10 protein-coding genes are annotated in these 18,920 nt (G+C 66.7%); 3 read left to right on the forward strand and 7 right to left on the reverse strand.

The features are described from left to right. Positions 1–2 precede the first annotated feature (2 nt). The 6 genes from cysS to FFS68_RS07990 form a co-directional block, all read right to left on the reverse strand. Complete coding sequence (gene cysS / locus FFS68_RS07965; protein ID WP_137752656.1) at positions 3–1,487, reverse strand: cysteine--tRNA ligase; 1,485 nt, start codon at positions 1,485–1,487, stop codon at positions 3–5. A gap of 134 nt (positions 1,488–1,621) precedes the next feature. Further along, complete coding sequence (locus FFS68_RS07970; RefSeq protein ID WP_137752657.1) at positions 1,622–8,536, reverse strand: hypothetical protein; 6,915 nt, start codon at positions 8,534–8,536, stop codon at positions 1,622–1,624. Between the two features lie 26 nt (positions 8,537–8,562). After that, entirely contained in the window at positions 8,563–10,383 is a 1,821-nt protein-coding gene (locus FFS68_RS07975; protein WP_137752658.1) for a ShlB/FhaC/HecB family hemolysin secretion/activation protein, read from the reverse strand. Positions 10,384–10,567: 184 nt separating this feature from the next. Beyond that, positions 10,568–11,326 carry a hypothetical protein gene (locus FFS68_RS07980; RefSeq protein ID WP_137752659.1) on the reverse strand — a complete coding sequence of 253 codons (759 nt, stop codon included), beginning with the start codon at positions 11,324–11,326 and terminating at the stop codon, positions 10,568–10,570. Further along, complete coding sequence (locus FFS68_RS07985) at positions 11,313–13,400, reverse strand: adenylate/guanylate cyclase domain-containing protein (RefSeq protein WP_137752660.1); 2,088 nt, start codon at positions 13,398–13,400, stop codon at positions 11,313–11,315. Before FFS68_RS07985 ends, FFS68_RS07980 begins: the two co-directional genes overlap by 14 nt. 4 nt (positions 13,401–13,404) lie before the next feature. Beyond that, a complete protein-coding gene (locus FFS68_RS07990; RefSeq protein ID WP_137752661.1) occupies positions 13,405–16,521 on the reverse strand; it encodes a CHAT domain-containing protein in 3,117 nt (1,038 codons plus the stop codon). 209 nt (positions 16,522–16,730) lie between these two features. Between FFS68_RS07990 and FFS68_RS07995 the strand changes: the two genes are divergently transcribed. The 3 genes from FFS68_RS07995 to grxD are packed head-to-tail and all read left to right on the forward strand — an operon-like array spanning position 16,731 to position 17,669. Further along, positions 16,731–17,057, forward strand: coding sequence for a DUF1476 domain-containing protein (locus tag FFS68_RS07995; protein ID WP_137752662.1), 327 nt, complete (start codon positions 16,731–16,733; stop codon positions 17,055–17,057). 3 nt (positions 17,058–17,060) lie between these two features. Beyond that, a complete protein-coding gene (locus FFS68_RS08000) occupies positions 17,061–17,294 on the forward strand; it encodes a BolA/IbaG family iron-sulfur metabolism protein (RefSeq protein WP_137752663.1) in 234 nt (77 codons plus the stop codon). A gap of 45 nt (positions 17,295–17,339) precedes the next feature. Then, positions 17,340–17,669: a Grx4 family monothiol glutaredoxin gene (gene grxD, locus FFS68_RS08005; RefSeq protein ID WP_137752664.1), complete on the forward strand. Its 330-nt coding sequence runs from the start codon at positions 17,340–17,342 to the stop codon at positions 17,667–17,669. 154 nt (positions 17,670–17,823) lie between these two features. Here the strand turns inward: grxD and FFS68_RS08010 are convergent, their stop codons facing one another. Beyond that, positions 17,824–18,903: a DUF2332 domain-containing protein gene (locus FFS68_RS08010; RefSeq protein ID WP_137752665.1), complete on the reverse strand. Its 1,080-nt coding sequence runs from the start codon at positions 18,901–18,903 to the stop codon at positions 17,824–17,826. Between the last annotated feature and the right edge of the window lie 17 nt (positions 18,904–18,920).

Consider the following 18,920-nt stretch of genomic DNA (forward strand, 5'->3'; position numbering starts at 1 on the left):
TTCTATGCCTCCAGCCGCCAGTCCCAGCCGAGCGGGTCGCCATCCATCACCTCGACGCCCGCGGCGATGAGCTCGTCGCGGAGCTGGTCGGAGGTTGCGAAGTCCTTGGCCGCGCGCGCTTCCTTGCGACGGGTAAGGGCGGCTTCGATTTCGGCTTCGGTGATGGTGGCGGATTTGGGGCGGATGCGGAGAACACGCTGAGCCGAACCCCAGAAGAGCTCCAGCCCAAGAACCTCGTCCATCTTGTGGGCAGCGCGAACAACCTGACGAGGGTCGAGCTTCTTATTGCTGAGAAGCTCTTCGAGAGTAACGAGCGCAGTTGCAGTGTTTAGATCGTTACTGACGGAGGCATCGAAGCGTGCAAGGAACTGTTGGACTTCAGGGCCAATCACCACTTGCTCATCGGATATTGGCCCGCCGTTCGGCGCCTGAACGTGCATTTGTATTTGCGCATTTTTCACGGCCAAATTTAATCGCTTTAGACGCGTGAATGCCGCGCCCAAGCCCTCCCACGAAAACTCCAGCTCGCTGCGATAATGCGCCTGCAGGCACATTAGGCGGTAGGCGAGGGGGTGGTAGCCTTTGTCGATCAGCAACTGCACGCGCAGGAATTCGCCGCTTGATTTCGACATCTTGCCGCTGCGTTCGATCAGGAAATTATTGTGCATCCAGACGCGCGCGCCGCTGGCGTCGCTGCAGCTGTGCGCCTGGTTCTGCGCGATTTCGTTCGGGTGGTGGATCTCGCGGTGGTCGATGCCGCCGGTGTGGATGTCGAACGGAAAGCCGAGCAGGGCTTCGGACATCACCGAGCATTCGAGGTGCCAGCCCGGCGCGCCGCGGCCCCAGGGCGAGTCCCATTCCATCTGGCGTGTCTCGCCCGCAGGCGTCTTGCGCCAGATCGCGAAGTCGGCGGCGTGGCGCTTGCCTTCGACTTCGCCGATGCGACCTTCGCCATCCTCGGTTTTCGCGCGTGCGAGGGCGCCGTAGTGGGCGACGGTCGAGGTGTCGAAATAGAGGCCGCCGTCGAGTTCGTAGCAATGCTTGTCGGCAATCGCCTTCGCAAACTCGATCATCTGCGGCACGTAATCGGTGGCGATCGACCAGTGCGCCGGCTGGCGGATGTTGAGCGCCTTTACATCCGCCCAATAGGCCTCGGTATAATGGCGCGCGATGTCCCAGATCGACTGCGCTTTCTCCGCGGCCATCTTTTCCATCTTGTCCTCGCCCGCATCGGCGTCGTCGGTCAGATGGCCGACGTCGGTGATGTTGATGACGTGGGTGAGCTGATAACCCTTGAACGACAGCGTACGGCCCAGCGTGTCGGCAAAGACATAGGCGCGCATATTGCCGATGTGCGGATAGTTATAGACCGTCGGTCCGCAGCTATAGACGCGCGCCTCACCGGGGTGGACGGGCTGGAACTCTTCCAGCTGGCGCGTCAGGCTGTTGAACAGCTTGAGCGGGGTTGGGGCAGGGGCGTCGGTCATGTTGCCGCCCATGCCTTGCGGCTGGGTGAGGCGTCAACCCGCTTGAAGGACCGTAGCCCTGAGCCTGTCGAAGGGCGCTTCTCGGATAGGCGCCCTTCGACAGGCTCAGGGCTACGGTTTTGTTGCAAAGCCCGCTACGGCCCCTCGGTCGGCGTCCACAGGTCGTCGTTGCCGGCGCCGGTCACCGGATCGTCGAGCAAAGGTTCGCCGCTCAGCGGATCGAGGCCGCGCATCGTGATCAGCGGCACCGGCAGGCTCTGGCCGCTGCCGTCTTCATCCTCGGCATCGGCCTCTTCCTCGATGACGTCCTGGACCGGGAAGCTGTTTTCCAGACCCACGAAGGCGCAGCTTGCGGCACTGGCGATGACGCAGCCGTTGAAGGTCGAGCGCGGGTCAAAGCTGCCCGCCGATGGTGCCGACCCACCGATGGTGAGCAGCGGGATGGTGTCGAGCCCGGTCACCTGGCCGGTCGCCCCGATCTGGACCCCGTTGATAACGATCCGTGAGCCGCTTCCTTCGGTGAGGACGTCGATCCCGCCTGCGCCAAAGGTCAGCCCGCGGCGGCTGGCGAAATCGGTCCCGGCGCCGCTGTTCTGGACATAGAAGCCGCCGATGACCTCGGCGCGGATGCCGCGCGCGAACAGCGATCCTTCATCGATGACGATCCCGTCGTTCTGCGCGAGGCGCGTTTCGATTGCGTCGGTCGTCGTCGCGGCGCCGACATCGCCGATCGCCGCGGTGGTGGCGACGATGATGTCGTCGGACACCATGTTGAGCTGTCCGGCCGCGTTTGTGCCGTTGACCAGCCGCACTGTACCCTGGCCCAAAATGACCTCGAGCGCGTCGTCGGCGAACAGGTTGAGCGCATTGGTGTCGGACAGGCCGGTCAGCTGGACATTGCCGATCACCCGCATCTTGCCGGGGGTGCGAATGGTCAGTGCGCCATTGGCACCAAGGTTCGACCCCGCGGCGCCGCCAGCAAGCGTGAAGCTGTCGACGATGATGTCGGGCGGCGCGCTGCTGCCGACCGAAGCGTCGTTGACGGCCTCGACCTCGGGCGCGAAAACTTCGATGTCGGTGCCGAACAGGCGTGTCAGTTCGCTGGCATCGAGATGGAAGCCGCTGCGCGTCCCGGTGCCGCCGACGAAGGTCTGGCTGAACACGTCGTTGTTCTCGATCGACAGCCTCTCGGTGCTGCCCGCGGTGCCGACGCGGGCGCCGCTGGCGATGATGATGTCGTTCGATCGCAAGGATATATTCTGCGCCGTCAGCACGCCGTTGACGACGATATCGCCCTCGGCCGAAATGTTCGCGGCGTTCGCGGCTAGCTGCGAAATGATGATGTCATTGCCGTTTTCAGAGGTCAGCGTGGTCCGGCCCGCGACAATGCTGGAGGTGATCGTCAGCGTCCCCGACCCGTTGGTCACCACCGCGTCGCCGACATCGGCGTCGAGGACGGCAAAGACGATATCGCCTCCGGTGCCCAGGTCGATGCTGTCGCCGGCAACGGTAACCGGGCCGGTGGAAATCACGCCGTTGGAGGTCACCGCGCCGTTGCTGGCATTGAGCAACGTCGCGCCGCCTGCCTGAATGTTGGTGGCGTTGACGCCGTTCGTGCCGGTCAGCGTCAACGGACCCGTACCGGTGGTCTGGGCGCGGACGATGTCGATGCGCCCGCCGGTCAGGATCAGGTCACCCCCGGCGCGAAAGCGGCCGCCGACGATGGCGCCCACGGTGACGAGTGACAGATTGCCACCCGCATCGAGGGTGTCGATGACCGCGCCGCCGGGGCTGGCGAGCGGCGCCAGATTGGCCGCCGCCGCGGTGATCGCGATATGGCGGCCCGCCGTCACCGGTCCGGTCGCGTCGAGGGTGCCGGTTGCCGTGACGAGGACGTCGGTGAAACTATTGATCCCCGCCAGCATAGTGTCGCCGCCCTGGGTGCGAATGTCGCTGCTGCCGCCCGTTACCCCCTGGCCCAGCGTCGTCGCGCCGTTGATCGCGAGGGCGCCGGTTGTGGTGACCAGAATGTCGTCGGCGGCCGACAAGGTCGATGCGGTGATTGCGCCGCCCGCGGTGAGGAAGACGTCGGCGCCATTGGTCGCCGAGACACCCTCGCCCTGGCTGATCGTGAAGCCGTTACCGGCCATATAGCCGAGGGTGGCGGTGTCGGCGCCGGTTCCGGTGGCGCTGACGCCGGTGGCGGTCAGGGCGCCCGCCGCGCGCACCTCGACATCGTCGCCCGCGGTCACGCCGCTGAGTGCGGCGTTGGTGCCGGCGAGGACGAGCATATCCTCACCCGCGCTGGCCCCGGTCAGCGTCGCCGAGCCGCCGGCATTGACCCCGAACATGCGCGCCGCGCCGCTGTTGGTCAGCGCGGCGTTGCCCGCCGCCTCGACGAACACATTGCCCTGCGCGATGCCGCCGTTGAAATCGACATAGCCGCCATTCGCCGTCGCCGATGCGGTAATGTTGGCGTTCGAATTCAACCTGACGTCGCCGCCCGCGACAAAGGCGCCGGTCAGGTCGCCATCGGCGAAAATCGAGATCGTCCCCGCCACGTTTGTCTGGTTCACGGCCACCGGGCCGCCAAGGCCAAAGGCGAAGAAGGACGCATCGCCGGTAACGGCGCCAGTCAGCCCAATGCTGTCACCGAAGACGGTGATGTCGCCGCCAGCCGCGATGTTGATTCCGCTGATCGCGTTGGTGGCGGACAGGTTGACCGTACTGCCTGCATCGATTGCGGCGAAGGCGATGCTGTCGCCATTGATGCTGGTCGCCTGCCCCGACCGCAGGGTACCGGTGGTCGTCACCGCGCCCGAAGCGGTCAGCGTCAGATTGTCGAAGGCATTGATATTGCCGCCGCCGATATTGCCCGCCGATGCGGTCAGCACGATGTTCGACAGGTCGGGGGAGGATGCGTTGATCTGGAAGCCCCCCGGTGCCACGGGGCTGGGCAGCCGATAGGTCAGCGTCGCGGTGTCGGGTCCGGCCCCGGTGGTGGTCAGGCCATTGGCAATGATCCCGCCCGCGGCGATCGCCGTCAGGTCATCGCCCGCGGTGAGATCGGTCAGCGTCGCGGTCGTCGCCGCCAGCACCAATATGTCTTCGCCGGCGTTGATTCCGCTGAGTGATGCCGATCCGCCGGCGTTGACTCCAAACATGCCCGTGGCGCTGCTGTTGGCGAGGGTGACGTTGCCGACAGCATCGGCGAAAACGCTGGCGGCGATCGGTGGGCCGCTGCTCGAACTTTCAAAGCCGGTGGCGTTGGCCGACGCATTGATGTTGGCGCTCGACCGCAGCCGGATATTGCCGACTGCATTATAGGTGCCGGTGACGTCGCCGCGGGCCGAGACCGCGATATCATCGCCGATGTTTGCCAGGTTGATCGCCACCGGCCCAGCGCTGCCGATCGCGAACAGCGACGCGGCGCCGGTGACCGTGCCGGTGATCGCGATGCGCGTCGCGGTCAGGTTGACGTTGCCGTCGGCATTGATCGATCCGCCGCTGATCCCCTCGGCACCCGCGACATTGCCGCTCGCGGTCAGCGATACCGACGCGCCGGCGTCGATGTTGTTGAACAGGATCGACTGGCCATCGACCTGGACAAAGCCGCCTGCGCTCGAATTGCCCAGATCGACGGCGCCGGGCGAGGTGACGATGATGTTGCCGCCGGTGATGATCGAATTCAGCCCGGTGCGGAAACTGGCGGCGCTGGCGATGAAATCATTCGCGGCTTCGGCATGTTCGACCGATGCCGCGCCCGCGGCGGTGATCAGGATGTCATTGCCATTGAGGCGATCGACCCCGATCGCGCCGAGCGTCGAGGTGAGCGCCAGCGTGGCGCCCGCGTTCAGCAGGCTGCCCGGCGCGCCGCTGATGCTGCCCGCGCTCGCGGTCAAATTGCCGCCCGCCGCCATCGTCGGGGCGATGCCTTCGCGATTATCGTGGCGGATGTCGATCTGGTCACCCGCATCGATAGCCAGGTTGCTGCCGGCGTTGACGGTGCCGTTCGACTGGGCATAGGCGCCGAACGAGCTGTCGGTGGTCAGCGTCATGGTGCCGGTGGTTGCGATCGTGCCGCCGTTTGCGGTAAAGAAAATGCCCGCGGGCGCTTCGTCGGTGTCGTTGTTGGTCGGCGGTGCGTCACCCAGGGCTTCGGCGGCGAGGCTGGTCATCCGGACCGCGCCGTCGCCCGAGGTGCGGATTTCTATCCGCCCGGCGAGATTGCCATTGGCGGCAACCGTCGTCACCCCCAGGTTGACCAGAGCGGCGGTTTCCCCGCCGGTCGCCTCGATCAGCGCCCGCCCGCCGGTGGTTTGCAGCGCGGCGCCCGCCGCGCCGTTGCCGCTGGTTCCGGTGCCGCCCGCGCCGCCGGTGCCCGCGATGCCGCCCGCCGCGATGCTGACCGGACTGCCGCTGGAACTGATCGTGCCGCCATTGGAGAACAGGCGCACCGTGCCGCCGGTCGCGGCGCCGCCATCACCGCCGTCGCCGCCAATGAATCCGGCGCCAAAGCCGTTGAACGCGCCATCACCGCCGATGCCGCCGGCCCCATCGCTGCCGAGCGAGACGAGCCCCCCGGCGTCCGAATCGAGGAAGATGGTGGCGCCGCCGCTGGCCAAAATTTCCAGCGTGCCGCCGCTGCCCGATCCACCGCTGCCGCCTGCGGCGCCGACGGTTTCTGCGCCGAAAAAGGACGATCCCGCGCTGCCGCCGTTGCCGCCGGTGCCGCCGGTCTGGAAATTGGCCTGGCTGAGCGTGGCGCGCCCGCCGCCGCCGGTCGCTTGGATCCGGCCGGTGCCGCCGGTTCCGTCGCCGCCGTCGCCGCCCGCGCCATTGTTGCCGAACGCGCCATCGCCGCCGCGCGCCGAGGCATCGACATTCACGAACAGCGGATCGGCGCTGAAATCGGTGACGATGATCTGCGCCAGCCCGCCGGTCGCGTTGCCGCCGCTGCCGCCGATCAGGCCAAAGCCACCATTGCCGCCTTGGGCCGCGGCGGTGCTGATTACCGTTCCCGTCGCGTTCACCGGCGCGGCAAGGTCGAGCGTTGCGGTGCCGCCCTGGCCGTTGCCGCCGTTACCGCCGATGCCGATGCCGGTGACCGATCCCGAGCTGCTGGAGGCAAACACATTGCCGCCGGTGCCGCCAAAGCCGCCCGCGCCGGCGATCAGGTCGCCGGTGTTGAGCGTTCCCGAGACCATTTCGATGGCCGCGGTGCCGCCTTGACCGTTGCCGCCCAGGCCGCCGGCGTCGGCAATGCCGCCAAAGGCGCTGAAATCGCCGCCGGCGCCGCCCTGACCCTCGGCATAAGCGGCGACGGCGCCGGTCGCGGTGACCGTCGCCCCGTCGATCACGATCGTCGCGCTGCCACCGACGCCGGTGCCGCCGGTGCCGCCGGGAATTATATTCGCCGCATTGTCGTCGCTGCCGTTGGGGCCGCGGCCGCCGGTGCCGGTCGCCGACACCGTCACCGAGCTGCTGTTCAGCACCCCGCCGAGCAGGTTGATTGTCGCCGTCCCCCCGGTGCCGGTGCCCGCGGTTCCGTCGGTCCCGACGCCCGCTTCGGCATCGGCGGCGACCGACAGATCGCCAAGCTGTACGGCGCCGCCGGTCATCGTGAAGGATGCGGTCCCTGCGGTGCTGCTGCCCGTCGTCGCGTCGATCTGGCCCCCGGCAAGCACTGCCAGCATGCCGCCGGTCAGCAACTGGCCCCCGTTGACGTTCATCGCAGCGTTGCCGCCTGCGCCATTGGCGCCGCCCGACGCCAAAGTCAGATTGCCGGTCGCGCCAATGACCTGCCCAGCGCCAAGGTTGAACGTCGCGCTGGCGTCGCCGATGAACAGGCCGTCACCCTGGACGACCACGCGCCCCAGGTGCGGCGGCGGCACGAAGCTCGACGGCCCGCCCGACGGCACCTGGAGCAAGGGCTGGCCGAGCAGCGCGCCGCTGGCGCGCGCGACGGTGTTGCTGCGAAACAACGTGTCGTTGATGGTGATATTGGCGGCCAAAGCGTTCGCCGGGGCGCCGTCGAGTTCGCCATTGAAGATATTATACCCCGCCGACAGGCGCACCGCGCCATCGGGGTCGGTTGATGCCGATACGGCATCGTCATAACCGATCGAACCCGAAACCAGCATCGTGACCGCGTCATTTTTGGGGATGGCGACCATATACATGCGGCTCTGATCGACGTCGCCATCGACATGCGCCGGACCGGTCGTGCTACCCGTGTGGGTGATGACGTTGCCGCCCTCGGCCCCGACCAGCACATTGATGTCGAACAGTCCGCTGTTGATGCGGATGTCGGTCTGTTCCGCGGCGACATAGGCCGCCGAGCCATCGACGCGCACGGCGCCCGCCTGGACAATGCGCGGCGCGACGATCGCGACATAGCTGCTGCCCGGATTGAACGCATTGTCGGCGTTGAGCGCCGCACCGTTCGCGATGGTGACTGGCGCGATATTGCCCGACGCGCCGCGAAAGCGGATTTCGCCTGCCGGGCCCAGCAGGCCGCCGGTCGTGATGACATCGTTGGTGGTCAGTACCAGGCTGCCGACGTTGATCGCGGCGCCATTGCCGATCAGGATGCCGCCGGCGTTATAGAACCAGATATGGCCATTTTGCAGCGTCGGCAGGCCCGCGATCGACACGACGCTGTTCACCGTCCCGTTCAGCGCGATCTGGTCTGCAATCGGGGTGCCCGACGCCGCGATAAAGCGGTTGAGCACGATATAGTCGACCGTGTTGCCGACAAAATTGAGGGTGTTTCCCGTCGGCAGAAAATCGATGATGCCGCCGACGGGCGCATTGGACGGCGTCCAGTCGATGATGCTTTGCGGTCCGTTCACATTGACCGTCGAAGGGTTCACGCCGGTACCGGTCGTCGTCCCGGCGGGCAGGGTGGTGATCGTCCCCGACCCCGCCACCTGCGCCAGCGCCGGTCCGCCATGGGCCAGCGCCATCATGCCCGCGCCGATCGCGCAGCTGGTCAGCAGGCGCCGTTTGCCGTGGTGGTCGGGCGCGGAGGTGGCGGTGGCACGCATGGCGTTGGTCCTCGATACGAAAAGCATCAGCGCGCCTTCACGCCGAATTGGGTGGTCAGCGACACCAGCAGTCGCGGGTCGGGCTTTTGGGTCAGGAAGCCGCCGCGGTTGAGCGGCACCGCCATCGTCACGTCGAGCCGCGCGACATCGCCATATGCGACGCGCATCCCGCCGCCCGCCGAATAGAGTTTCTGGGGGTTCAGGCCGTCGAACGCACTGTCCTTGTTCCACACCCATGCCGCGTCGAAAAAGGCAAAGGGCTGGAGCGCGAACGCTTTGGTATTGGCGGGGACGAACGAGCCGTAGCGCGCCTCGAGTGCGACGCCGACGCCGCTGTCGCCGATGATGGTGCCGGGATCGAAACCGCGCCCGACGGTAAAATTGCCGCCCGAAAATTCTTCATAAGCGAGCAGCGGATCGCTCGCCCATTGCGCGCGCGGCGCGGCGGACAGGGTGAACAGCTTGTGCGGCCGCCATTCGGCGAGCGCGTTGGCGCGCAGCAGGAACGCATCGGGTTTGCCCTCGACGCGGGTCAGCGGCACCGCGCCGGGCAGGAAACAGGTCGCCCCGGTGGGGCCGCAATCGTCGCTGGCCCCCAGGAAGCTGGCACCCTGCCGCGCTTCGAGCGAGGTCGATAGCGCCCAGCGCGGTTCGCTGGGGCTGAACCCACCGCGGCCGGCGACCGACGCGGGATCGATCCAGCTCGCATCGGCGCGCAGGTTGAACACCCGCAACCGGTCGCGGTTGATCGGCACCCCGCCCAGGCCGATGTCCTGATCGATCAGGTCGAGCCCGCCGCCGATCGTCAGACGGCGCGCCTGCGTCAGCGTTACCGGATAGGACGCAAACAGGCTGGCGATCTGGGTTTTCGACTTGATCGGAAACGCCGCGATGTCGGGGCGCGTCCAAGCGTAGGTGTAGCTGGCGCCGAAGCGCAGCCCTTCGCCGCCGACGCGGAACTCGTGCGCCAGCTGGACGACCTGTTGCTCGTCGAAATCGGGGGTCGAGTAAAAGCTGGCGGTGGTGAGGTCGCCCATGCCGGTCAGCCCGGCAAAGCGGACGCGCGCGACGCCGCCCCAGCGCCCGACGTCGCGCGATCCGAAATTCTGCGCGTTGAAATCGAACAGCACCGGGGTGCGCGCCACCACCACTTCGCCGACAACTTCGCCCGGCGCGGCGCCCGGGCGCAGGGTCAGCCGCGCGTCGAGCCCGGGGATATCGCGCGCGAGCAGCAGATAGCGTTCGGCATCGACGATGTTGAACACCGGCTGGTCGTCGAGCCGCGACAGATAGCGTTGCAGCAGCGGTTCGTTGGCGCCGGCATCGCCGCGCACCTCGATCCGCGCCATCCGCGCCGCCAATATGTCGAGCCGCACGACGCCGTCGGCGATCGTTTGCGGGGGCACCCGGACCGCCGCCAGATAGCCTTTCGATCGCAGCATCGTCGCGGCGCGATCGCGGATGTCGCAGACGACCGAAATCGGCAGATCCTGTCCGACCTTGTCCGACCAGCTCGGCATCAGCATCGCGGCATCGATGCCCTCGACGCGCGAAAATTCGACCCCGCGCAGCGTGATGCGGACGGTCGCAAATTCGGGATTAGCGAGCGGGCAGGGCGCGCGCTCGATGGCATCGTCGGCCGACACGACCCGCTCACTGGGTGGGGTCACCGGGGCCAGCGTCGGTTGCTGAATTTCCTCACGCGTGGGGATCTGCGGGGTCGCCTGGGCCAGTGCCGCCGCGGGTAAAGCGGCAGCGATCAGCGCCGCCGAACCGCACAACCTGTCCCGAAGGACGGCGCGTTTCGGCCGAACGCCCGCATAAATTCCCTGAACCCCCGTGACCATCACCACCCCTTGTGTACGAACGCAGCCGCGAAATCGCGGTGCGGCAATTCATCAGGCTCTGCCAAACACCGGCAGCGCGAATTTTTCGACCCAAGGAAAGGTTCTGCCGACGGATCGGCAGATTTTCTTCTTATCGTTATCAGATGGTCCCGAACGGTTCAATATTTCCCCGTTTCGGTTAACCTTATCCCGCCTCGCCTTCCGACATCGCATCGACCAGGCGATTGAGCTGCGGTGTGCAGCCCTTGGCCATCAGCATATCGACCGATCCCTCGATGGTATCGGGGGCATTCCCCAGCGGCGTGAAGCGCACCTTGACCGGCGCGGGCAAGCCGCCGCCGGACAGGCGATAGTCGACGCCATATTGGACCGGCAATGTATCGGTCGGCCATTTACGGAAATTGGCGCCATCGACAATCGCGACGGTCGTTTTTTTGCCGGTGCTTTCGATTTCCAGCGCGGTGTCGCCTTCCATGTTGGGGCGCCACAGCATCAGCGTTGCCGGATCAGCGACGCAGAAGGTGCCGGTTTCGCGATAGTCGAGCAGCCACAAATTGGGCGCGCGGGCCTCGGCGGGCGCCGGGTCATTGGGACCGCGCGAAAATCCGCCGCGTGACCGCATCGTCGGCCCCTTGGCGAGCATCCGCGTCACCGTGCCGCTCATCGACTGGCTGGCCTGAATCGTGCCGCTGGCGCCAAAGGTGCCGGGGCCGGACAGGGTGCGAGTCTTGCCCGCCTGCATCAGCACGACCTTGTCGCCCGCGACCAGGGTCAGCTTGTCGGCCGACTTCAGCTTGGCGCCGGTCGGATATTTGCTCGCCGACGGTCCGGTCGAGCGGACGACCATCGATTGCGCGGCGGCGGTGCCGGCGACGGCCACCGCCATGACGGCAGCGGCGGCGGCAAGGCTCAGGCGGCGCTTCGGCAGATCAGGAAAGAACATAGCTTTCTCCTTTTTCGGTATTGTTCAGACGGTCTATCAGAAACATGATGGCTGGATCCTGACCGAATTCGCGCGCCAATGCTGTGGCGCCCGTCACATAGGTGCCGGTATCGCCCGCGGCGTGCGCGGCGACAAGCGCCGCGATGCGGGCGCGTCGTTCTGGGTCAAGGTCGGGGCGCGGCGTAAACACGTCGACCGGCTGGGCGCGACCACGCAATGTCACCCGCCCCATCGGCATCAGGTCGTCGCGACCCGATCGCGCCGCGGCCTCGGCCGAGATCAGTACGCCGGTTTTCAGGCTCTTGTTCGCCGCTTCAAGCCGCGAGGCGGTGTTCATGCTGTCGCCCAGCGCGGTATATTGGATGCGGCCTTCGCCGCCGAAATTGCCGACGATCGCGTCACCGACGTGCAGCCCGACGCGGGTCATGCCCAGTGGCGGAACGCCCTCGGCCAGGTCGACGCGGAATTTCTCGCCCGCCTCATACATCGCCAGCGCCGCCGCGGCGGCGCGCGGGCCATCGTCGGGGCGGTGGAGCGGCGCGCCCCAAAAGGCCACGATCGCGTCGCCGACGAATTTGTCGATCGTCCCGCCATGGTCGAGCACGATGTCGGACAAGCGATCGAGATAGGCGTTGAGCAGGCGCGCGACGGTTTCCGGGGTCACCGCATGGCTGAGCTTGGTAAAGCCTTCGAGGTCGGTGAAGACGCAGAAGATGTTCCGCCGTTCGCCGTGCAGCGACAGCTGGTCGGGATCGCGCATGATCTGTTCCGCGACGTCGGCGGGCAGATATTTGCCTAGCGCCGATTGGGCAAAGGCGCGCTGACGCGACCCGATGGTGCGCGCCGCGGTGCCGACCGCCGCATAGCCGAACAGCCAGCCGATCGCCCAGCCAAAGGTGGGCAGGGTGGTGGTGTCGACGCCGCGGCCTTGTAACCAAAAGGGGAAGGCGATGAAAAACGCCATCTGCCCGAGAAACGCGAGCGCCACCCAGCGGGCGCGCAGGTCGATCAGGCTGGTCAGCCCCCCCGCGAGCACGATCAGGACGGCGAGTATCCACAGCACGGGCGCCGACAGCGGGCGCGACCAGCCATTGTCGAGCTGTTGCGCCAGCATATGGGCGTGAACCTCCAGCCCGATCATCGTTTCATGCTGGCCGGTGATCGGATCGGTAAAGCGGCTCAATGGTGTGTTGAACTGGTCGTTGTCGATGATATCGCCGCCGATCAGGACGTAGCGATCCTTCACCAGCTCCGAAAAGCCAGCGCGCATATCGGCGTCCATCGGCATGGCAAAGGTGTCGATCGGAATATTGGCAAAGACCGGTTCTTCCTGGCCGGCGGCGGCGCGCGCTGGCACGAGGAAGCGGATATTACCCTGGAAATCCGCATGCGCCGGATCGACCGGCGCCATGGCGTTGGACATCAGCGGCGGCAGGTTTTTCGGCCGGTCGGGCCAGTTGCGGATCACGCTGTCGTCGTCGGTGCGGAACAGCACGCTGGTGGGTTTCGTCTTGTCGGTCGCGACCGCGGCGATGAAGGCTTCGAGAAACTTCTGCTGTTCGTAAAAGATCGTGTTCGGATTGCTCGCCTGCTCGGCATAGGCGAGCCAGGTCGGCGTCGTCATCGCGCGCAGCTGGGTTTTCAGCGCCTCGTCGTCGGGGCGCGGCGAATCAAAGGCAATATCGATGCCGATCGCCTTCGCCCCCATCTGGTCGATATTGCCGAGCGCATTGGCGAGCAGGGTGCGGTCGAGCGGCGAGCGGATGCCGGTGTTGAACAAGGTTTCGTCATTATAAGTGATCAGGACGATGCGTTTGTCCTGTTCGACGTGCGGCGCCATCAGCGTCGCGCGTGCGTCGTACAGCGCGCGTTCGGCGGCATCGATCAACGGCATCTGCCAGCTGAAGCGTGCGATCAGGACCGCGACGATCAGGAACAGGATTGTCGCCGCCATCCGCGACGGGCCAAGCTGCATGACCAGTCGGCGCACCTGCTTGCGCAGCGGCACCGCGGGCCGCTGACCGTCCGGCGCGGACGTTTCGGCCGCGGGCGTACTGGTGTCAGGGTCGGTCATCGGATCAGCGGGCAGCGCGGCCGGCACCTTCCAGGGCGGGTGTGACCGGTGCGGGCGCCGCATCGGCGGTGGCCGCGCCGCTGTGCAGCAGGGCCTGACCGCCGTCGCCGATGATCGCGAACCCGGCCCAATAATAGGGATGCGACGTCTGCTGATCATCCATCAGCCGCATTTGCGTTCCCCACATTGCATCGGCGACGCTGGTGCCCCGCCCGGCGGTGAAGAGGCCGCCGATCAGCCGCTTGGTCGCGTCGAAATCGTCGGGGGCGGGCCAATGGCTGGCGATCACCGAGCGGCCGCCGGCGCCGATGAAGCTGCGCACCAGCCCGTCGAGCGCGTTGCCGCCGCCTGACAATCCCGCTTCGCGCGTCGCCGCGACCGACGCCGCGCCGGCCGTGTCGCACGCCGACAGGATGACGAGGTCGGCGTTGATCTTGAGGTCGAAGATTTCCTGAAAGGTCAAAAGCCCGTCCGAATCGCCGCCCCCGAACGAGGTGACCAGCGCCGGCCGCGCCGGGCAGGCGGGGCGCGGCGCGGTGACGAGCCCGTGGGTCGCAAAATGAATGATGCGATAGTCGTAGAGGTCGGTGCGGGTCTTGACCGCGCTGTCGGTAAAGGCGCCGCCGGTGAGCAGCGTCCCGGCGTCGTCGCCCATCGCATTGCGTGCCGTCACCAACTCGTCGGCGGAAATCGGCCGCGCCCATTGCGACACGTCCCACTGGCAGTCGCCGTCGATGGTGCTGGCTGCGCCGCCGCGGGTGCCGAGCGACGGCAAAGTCGTGCCATTGATCGGCAGGTTCTGGCCCAGCCCGAAATATTGGTTCGCTGCTTTCGACGGCGCCGCCTGCCGTGCGTTGCGGAAGGCGAGGGTCGAGACCGCGGTGCTGGGCCGCGTCGTGCGCCCCAGCCAGGCGACCTGGCGCATGTCGAACGGATCGGCGTCGGGGTCGAGCAGCCGCTGTTCATAGGCCGCAAGGCCGGTGTCGGCGGTGACGAGCAGGTTGATCGGCAGGCGCAGCATCGCGCCGTCGGGTTCGAAAATCAGATGCGCGACCGACGGCAGCTTGGCCGCAACCGGGCCGAACAGCTGGCCATAGAGTTTGTAAGCGGTCGCGGCATCGAAGGGATAAGTGACGCGGCGGCCGTTTTCGACGATCGAGATCGTCGAGCGCAGCGTATCGACCGCGGTGTCGAGCGCCGCGGCGCCAATGTCCGATTTCCACAGCTGCGCGCCGCCCGGCTCGATCAGCATTGCATAGACGGCATCGCCGACAACGAGCATCTTCAGATAGGCTTCGTCGGGGCGCAGCACCTGTTGCAGTTCGGCAAGGTCGAGCTTGCCCGGCGCGACGACGCGATATTGCGGGAAGGCCGACAGCAGGGCGATCGATTCGGCCTGCTGGAACGCCAGATTGTCGAGTTGCGTCTTCAGATCGGCGCGCAGTGCGCCCACTTCGGGCGACACCGGCAGCTGCGCGAGCCGCGCATCCTCGATCCGCGCCCGTTCGATGTCGCGGTTCAGCGTCGTCGCCTGACGGAACAAGCGCGCGCCGTCGTCGCTGCCGCTCGACAATTCGCGCGCCAGCACCGCCTGGGTGTCGGCGACGCCGGGGCGGACCTGCAGCTGGCTGGCGACAAAGAAATCGCTGACCGCGGCCGGGTCGGTCGCGGCGCGGCTGGCAAGCAGCCGGTAATAGGGCGCCATCATGTTCGCCATCCCGGTGGTCGAGCGCTGCGAATTCGCCAGCGCGGTGACCACCTCGCGATAGATGGTGAGCGCCTTGTCGTCCTGACCATGACGGGTCAGAAAGGCGGCGTAGCGCGCGCGCGCCGAGGCGAGCGCGTTGGTTTCGGGATATTCGATCGCGAGCGCGTTCATCGATTCCAGAAAGCGCGCGTCGGCGGCGGCGGTGTCGCCCAGCGCCTCTTCGGCCAGCGCGAGTTCGCCCAGCATCTGCGAGCGCAGCCGCACGATCGAGGTAACGCGGCCCTCGCGCACCGCGACCGCATCGGCGAGGCCTTTGAGCTGCGCCGCCCTGGCCGCGGCGCCGTTGCCGCGCAGCCGTTCGACGGTGCCGAGCAGGTGGACCGCCTGGGCATCGATGATCTGGCCGCGCTCGATCGGGGTCAGCCGTTCACGGTCCGACCCTTGCTGGACGGCGCGGGCATTGCTGCCGCTGTTCACCCCGGCGACGATCGTCGGGGTTAATGTGACGCTGGCCCCATCGACGGTGACCGCGCTGGTCAACGGCGGGATCGCCCGCTGCAATAGTTCGGCGGCGGCGTCGTAATCGCGCTGGTTCAGCGCATGGATGGCGCGGAAGTTGCGGCGCAGGCGCAGTTGGACGGGGTCGCTGGTCGGCACCGCCTCGGCCTCGGCAAACAGCCGTGCGGCCTCGCCGAACTCGCCCAGGTTCGAGCGTTGCAGCGCACGGTTCAGGGTGAATTCGGTCGGATCGATGTCGGCCGCCGCCTGGTCGCCCTGGGTGCGCCGCGACAGGGTTTCGAAAAATTCGGCGGCTTCGGCATAGTCGCCGCTGTGGTTGCGCCGGTATCCTTCGGCCAGCGCCTTGTCGACGTCGATGGCCCCGGCGAGCGTCCGGGCGAAACCGTCGTTGCCGCCGACCGATGTCGTGGCGACCTTGATCACCCCGGGGACGACCTTGCGCTCGCGGATCGAATCGAGCGCGATGTTCAATGCATCCCCATAAGCGGCGAAACCCTCGACGACATAAGCGGTGTCGCCATCGGTCTCGATCCGCGTCTGCCAGACGACGCTGCTGTCCTTGACCGTGCAAGTTCCATCGGCGGTGCAGGTGACGGTCCCGGCGCGGCCGCGCTCGACCCGGGCTTTCGCTGCGTCGGGGCCGGCGCGGAGCATGCGAACATAGCCGACCGGTTGGCTGGTATCGCGGCACAGGATCACCCAGGCGCGGTCGAACATCCCGTCGATGACAGCGTCGCGCACCGTCGCCTGCACAGCGCAGAGCGAACCGCCCTGATCGCCGATCGAGAAGCTGTCACGAAGCGTGGGGTCGGTGCCCTGCGCCTGCGCGGTTCCGGGCGTCGCGAAAGCGAGCGCCGCCAGAATCGGCAGGCAAAACGGACGTCGTAAGGTCATCACCAATCCCCCAAACACAAGCCCAGAGGCGCCGTGCCGACGATATTGCGGCAAGGCGCAGTCTTCATTGCTGCGGTACGACCCATTCCCTGACCCGAACCCTAACCCCTTCGCCCGTAAAAGGGAAGTGATCAGCGGCACAGGCCGCTTGCACCCGTGGGACGCGCAACCTATCTGCAAGGCGACAGTTTCAAACCCATGAGGACAATATGAGCGGATTCGACGACCGAGAACGCGCCTTCGAGGCCCAGTTCGCCCGCGATCAGGAAATGCAGTTCCGGATCACCGCGCGCCGCAACCGGCTGGTCGGTGAATGGGCCGCCGAACGCATGGGGCTGACCCCCGAGGAAACCGATGCCTATGCCAAGGCGGTGGTGCAGGCCGATTTCGAGGAAGCGGGCGACGAAGACGTCATCCGCAAGCTCGCGGGCGACCTGACCGCGGCGCAGGTCGAGATCAGCGACGCCGAGATCCGTGCGGCGCTGAACGACAAGTCGGTCGAGGCGCGACGCCAGTTCATGGACAGCCAGAGCTAAGCCATGGGCATGCGCGAGGATGATTTGCGGGCGATGATCGTCGCGGCCTTTCCCGATGCCGATGTCGCGATCACCGATCTGGCGGGCGACAATGACCATTATGCCGCGCATGTGATCAGCGAGTCCTTTCGCGGGATGACGCGCGTCGCGCAGCACAAGGCGGTCTATGCCGCGCTCGGCGGGCGCATGGGCGGCGAACTTCATGCCTTGCAATTGACCACGGCCGTCCCTTCATAGGGGGATCACCCAATTTATGGCGCAATGGCGCCGCCGGAGACGATTATGACCGAACCCACGCATGACCGCATCGCCAAGCTGGTCGCCGACAACCCCGTGCTGCTGTTCATGAAGGGCACACCGCTGTTCCCGCAATGCGGCTTTTCGTCGCGTGCGATCGCGATGCTCGACCGCCTCGGGGTCGAATATGACACCGTCGACGTCCTGCAGGATATGGAAGTCCGCCAGGGCATCAAGGAATTTTCCGACTGGCCGACGATCCCCCAGCTGTATGTGAAGGGCGAATTTGTCGGCGGCAGCGACATCATGATGGAAATGTGGGAAGCGGGCGAGCTCCACACGCTGATGACGGGGATTCCGGCGCGGGCCGAGTAAGTCCTCGGGCGAATGATCGCTAGTGATGGATATTTAAAGGGTGGCTTAGTGCCGCCCTTTTTGTCGATGCGGATCGGCGTTTTGGGGTGGTGGACGGAGGCTATGATCCTCGGCATTCACCTGGGAACGGCTGGTTTCGTTCGCAAACCATCGCTTAGCCTAACCACTCGACCCACGCGCCATGGGCGTGGGCGTGGCCCAGTTTCACCGGTTCGGCGCCGCCGGGCCAGTGGCGCACCACCAGTTCGTGATGATGCACGGTGCGATTGGCCTCGAGCGCGATCCAGGCCAGCGGCCGTTCTGCGGTGGCGCGTGCGCCCGCGGCTTCCATCGCCGCGGTGATCCGCGCCTGCTGGTCAGCGGGGACATATTGCCAGACGATCGAATGCATCAGCACCCGCGTCGTCGCATCGGCCTGTGGGCGCGCCAGTTCGGCTTCGACGAAATCGGCGGCGTTGGCATGGATCAGCTGCGGCGGCGCTTCGGTCGCTGCGGCAATCGCCGCCGCCATGCGCTGGAAACGGATATGATGTTCGGGCCAGATATAGGCTTTCAGCCGCAGCGCCTGCGCCGGGTCGCTGAGGTCGACCGGCGCAACGTCGCAGCCCTTCAGGCTCGCAAACTCGATAGCGTGCTGCGGCGGATGGTTGCCGCGCCAGTCGGGGGTGAAGGCCATGGCGCCGGGCCGCGGCCCGACATGGACCCCGCCAAGATCATAATGATAGCGATCGATCATCAGGTTGATCCCGGCGCTCGACCCGATTTCGCGGCAGTCGAAGCGCGGCGGCAACCCCTTGTCGGCGAGCCACAGCATCGCGGCGATGAAATTTGACGAGCGCCCCGCCTCGTTGGTCTGCGGCGGGCCGTCGAGCCAGGGGAGAAGCGCCGCTTCGTGGCGCGACACCACCCCGGCGACGATCGCGGCGTCGTTGATGTCGTCGGCGTCGGCATAGATCGGCGCCAGTTCATGCGCGCTGCCCGCCAGATGCAGTGCGTGAATGCCGCCCGCCGCCCGCAGCGGCAGCGCATCGGCGAGCGGGGCGCCTTTCCAGTCGGCGATCCGGCGGGCAAAGTCGCTTGAGGGCTTGTTGAGCAAGGCGCCGAGCGCGGCGACGATGCGCGCGGTGATCGGCGCATCATTGGCGCGGCAATAGGCGACCTGATTGGCAAAAGCGGTGCGGACCGCCGCGGGTCCGGTTTCGGCCATGTCAACGAAGTCGTAGCGCTCGCTCATTGCCCTTTTTCCCTCCG

The organism is Sphingopyxis sp. L1A2A, assembly GCF_005502465.1.
GTDB lineage: Bacteria > Pseudomonadota > Alphaproteobacteria > Sphingomonadales > Sphingomonadaceae > Sphingopyxis.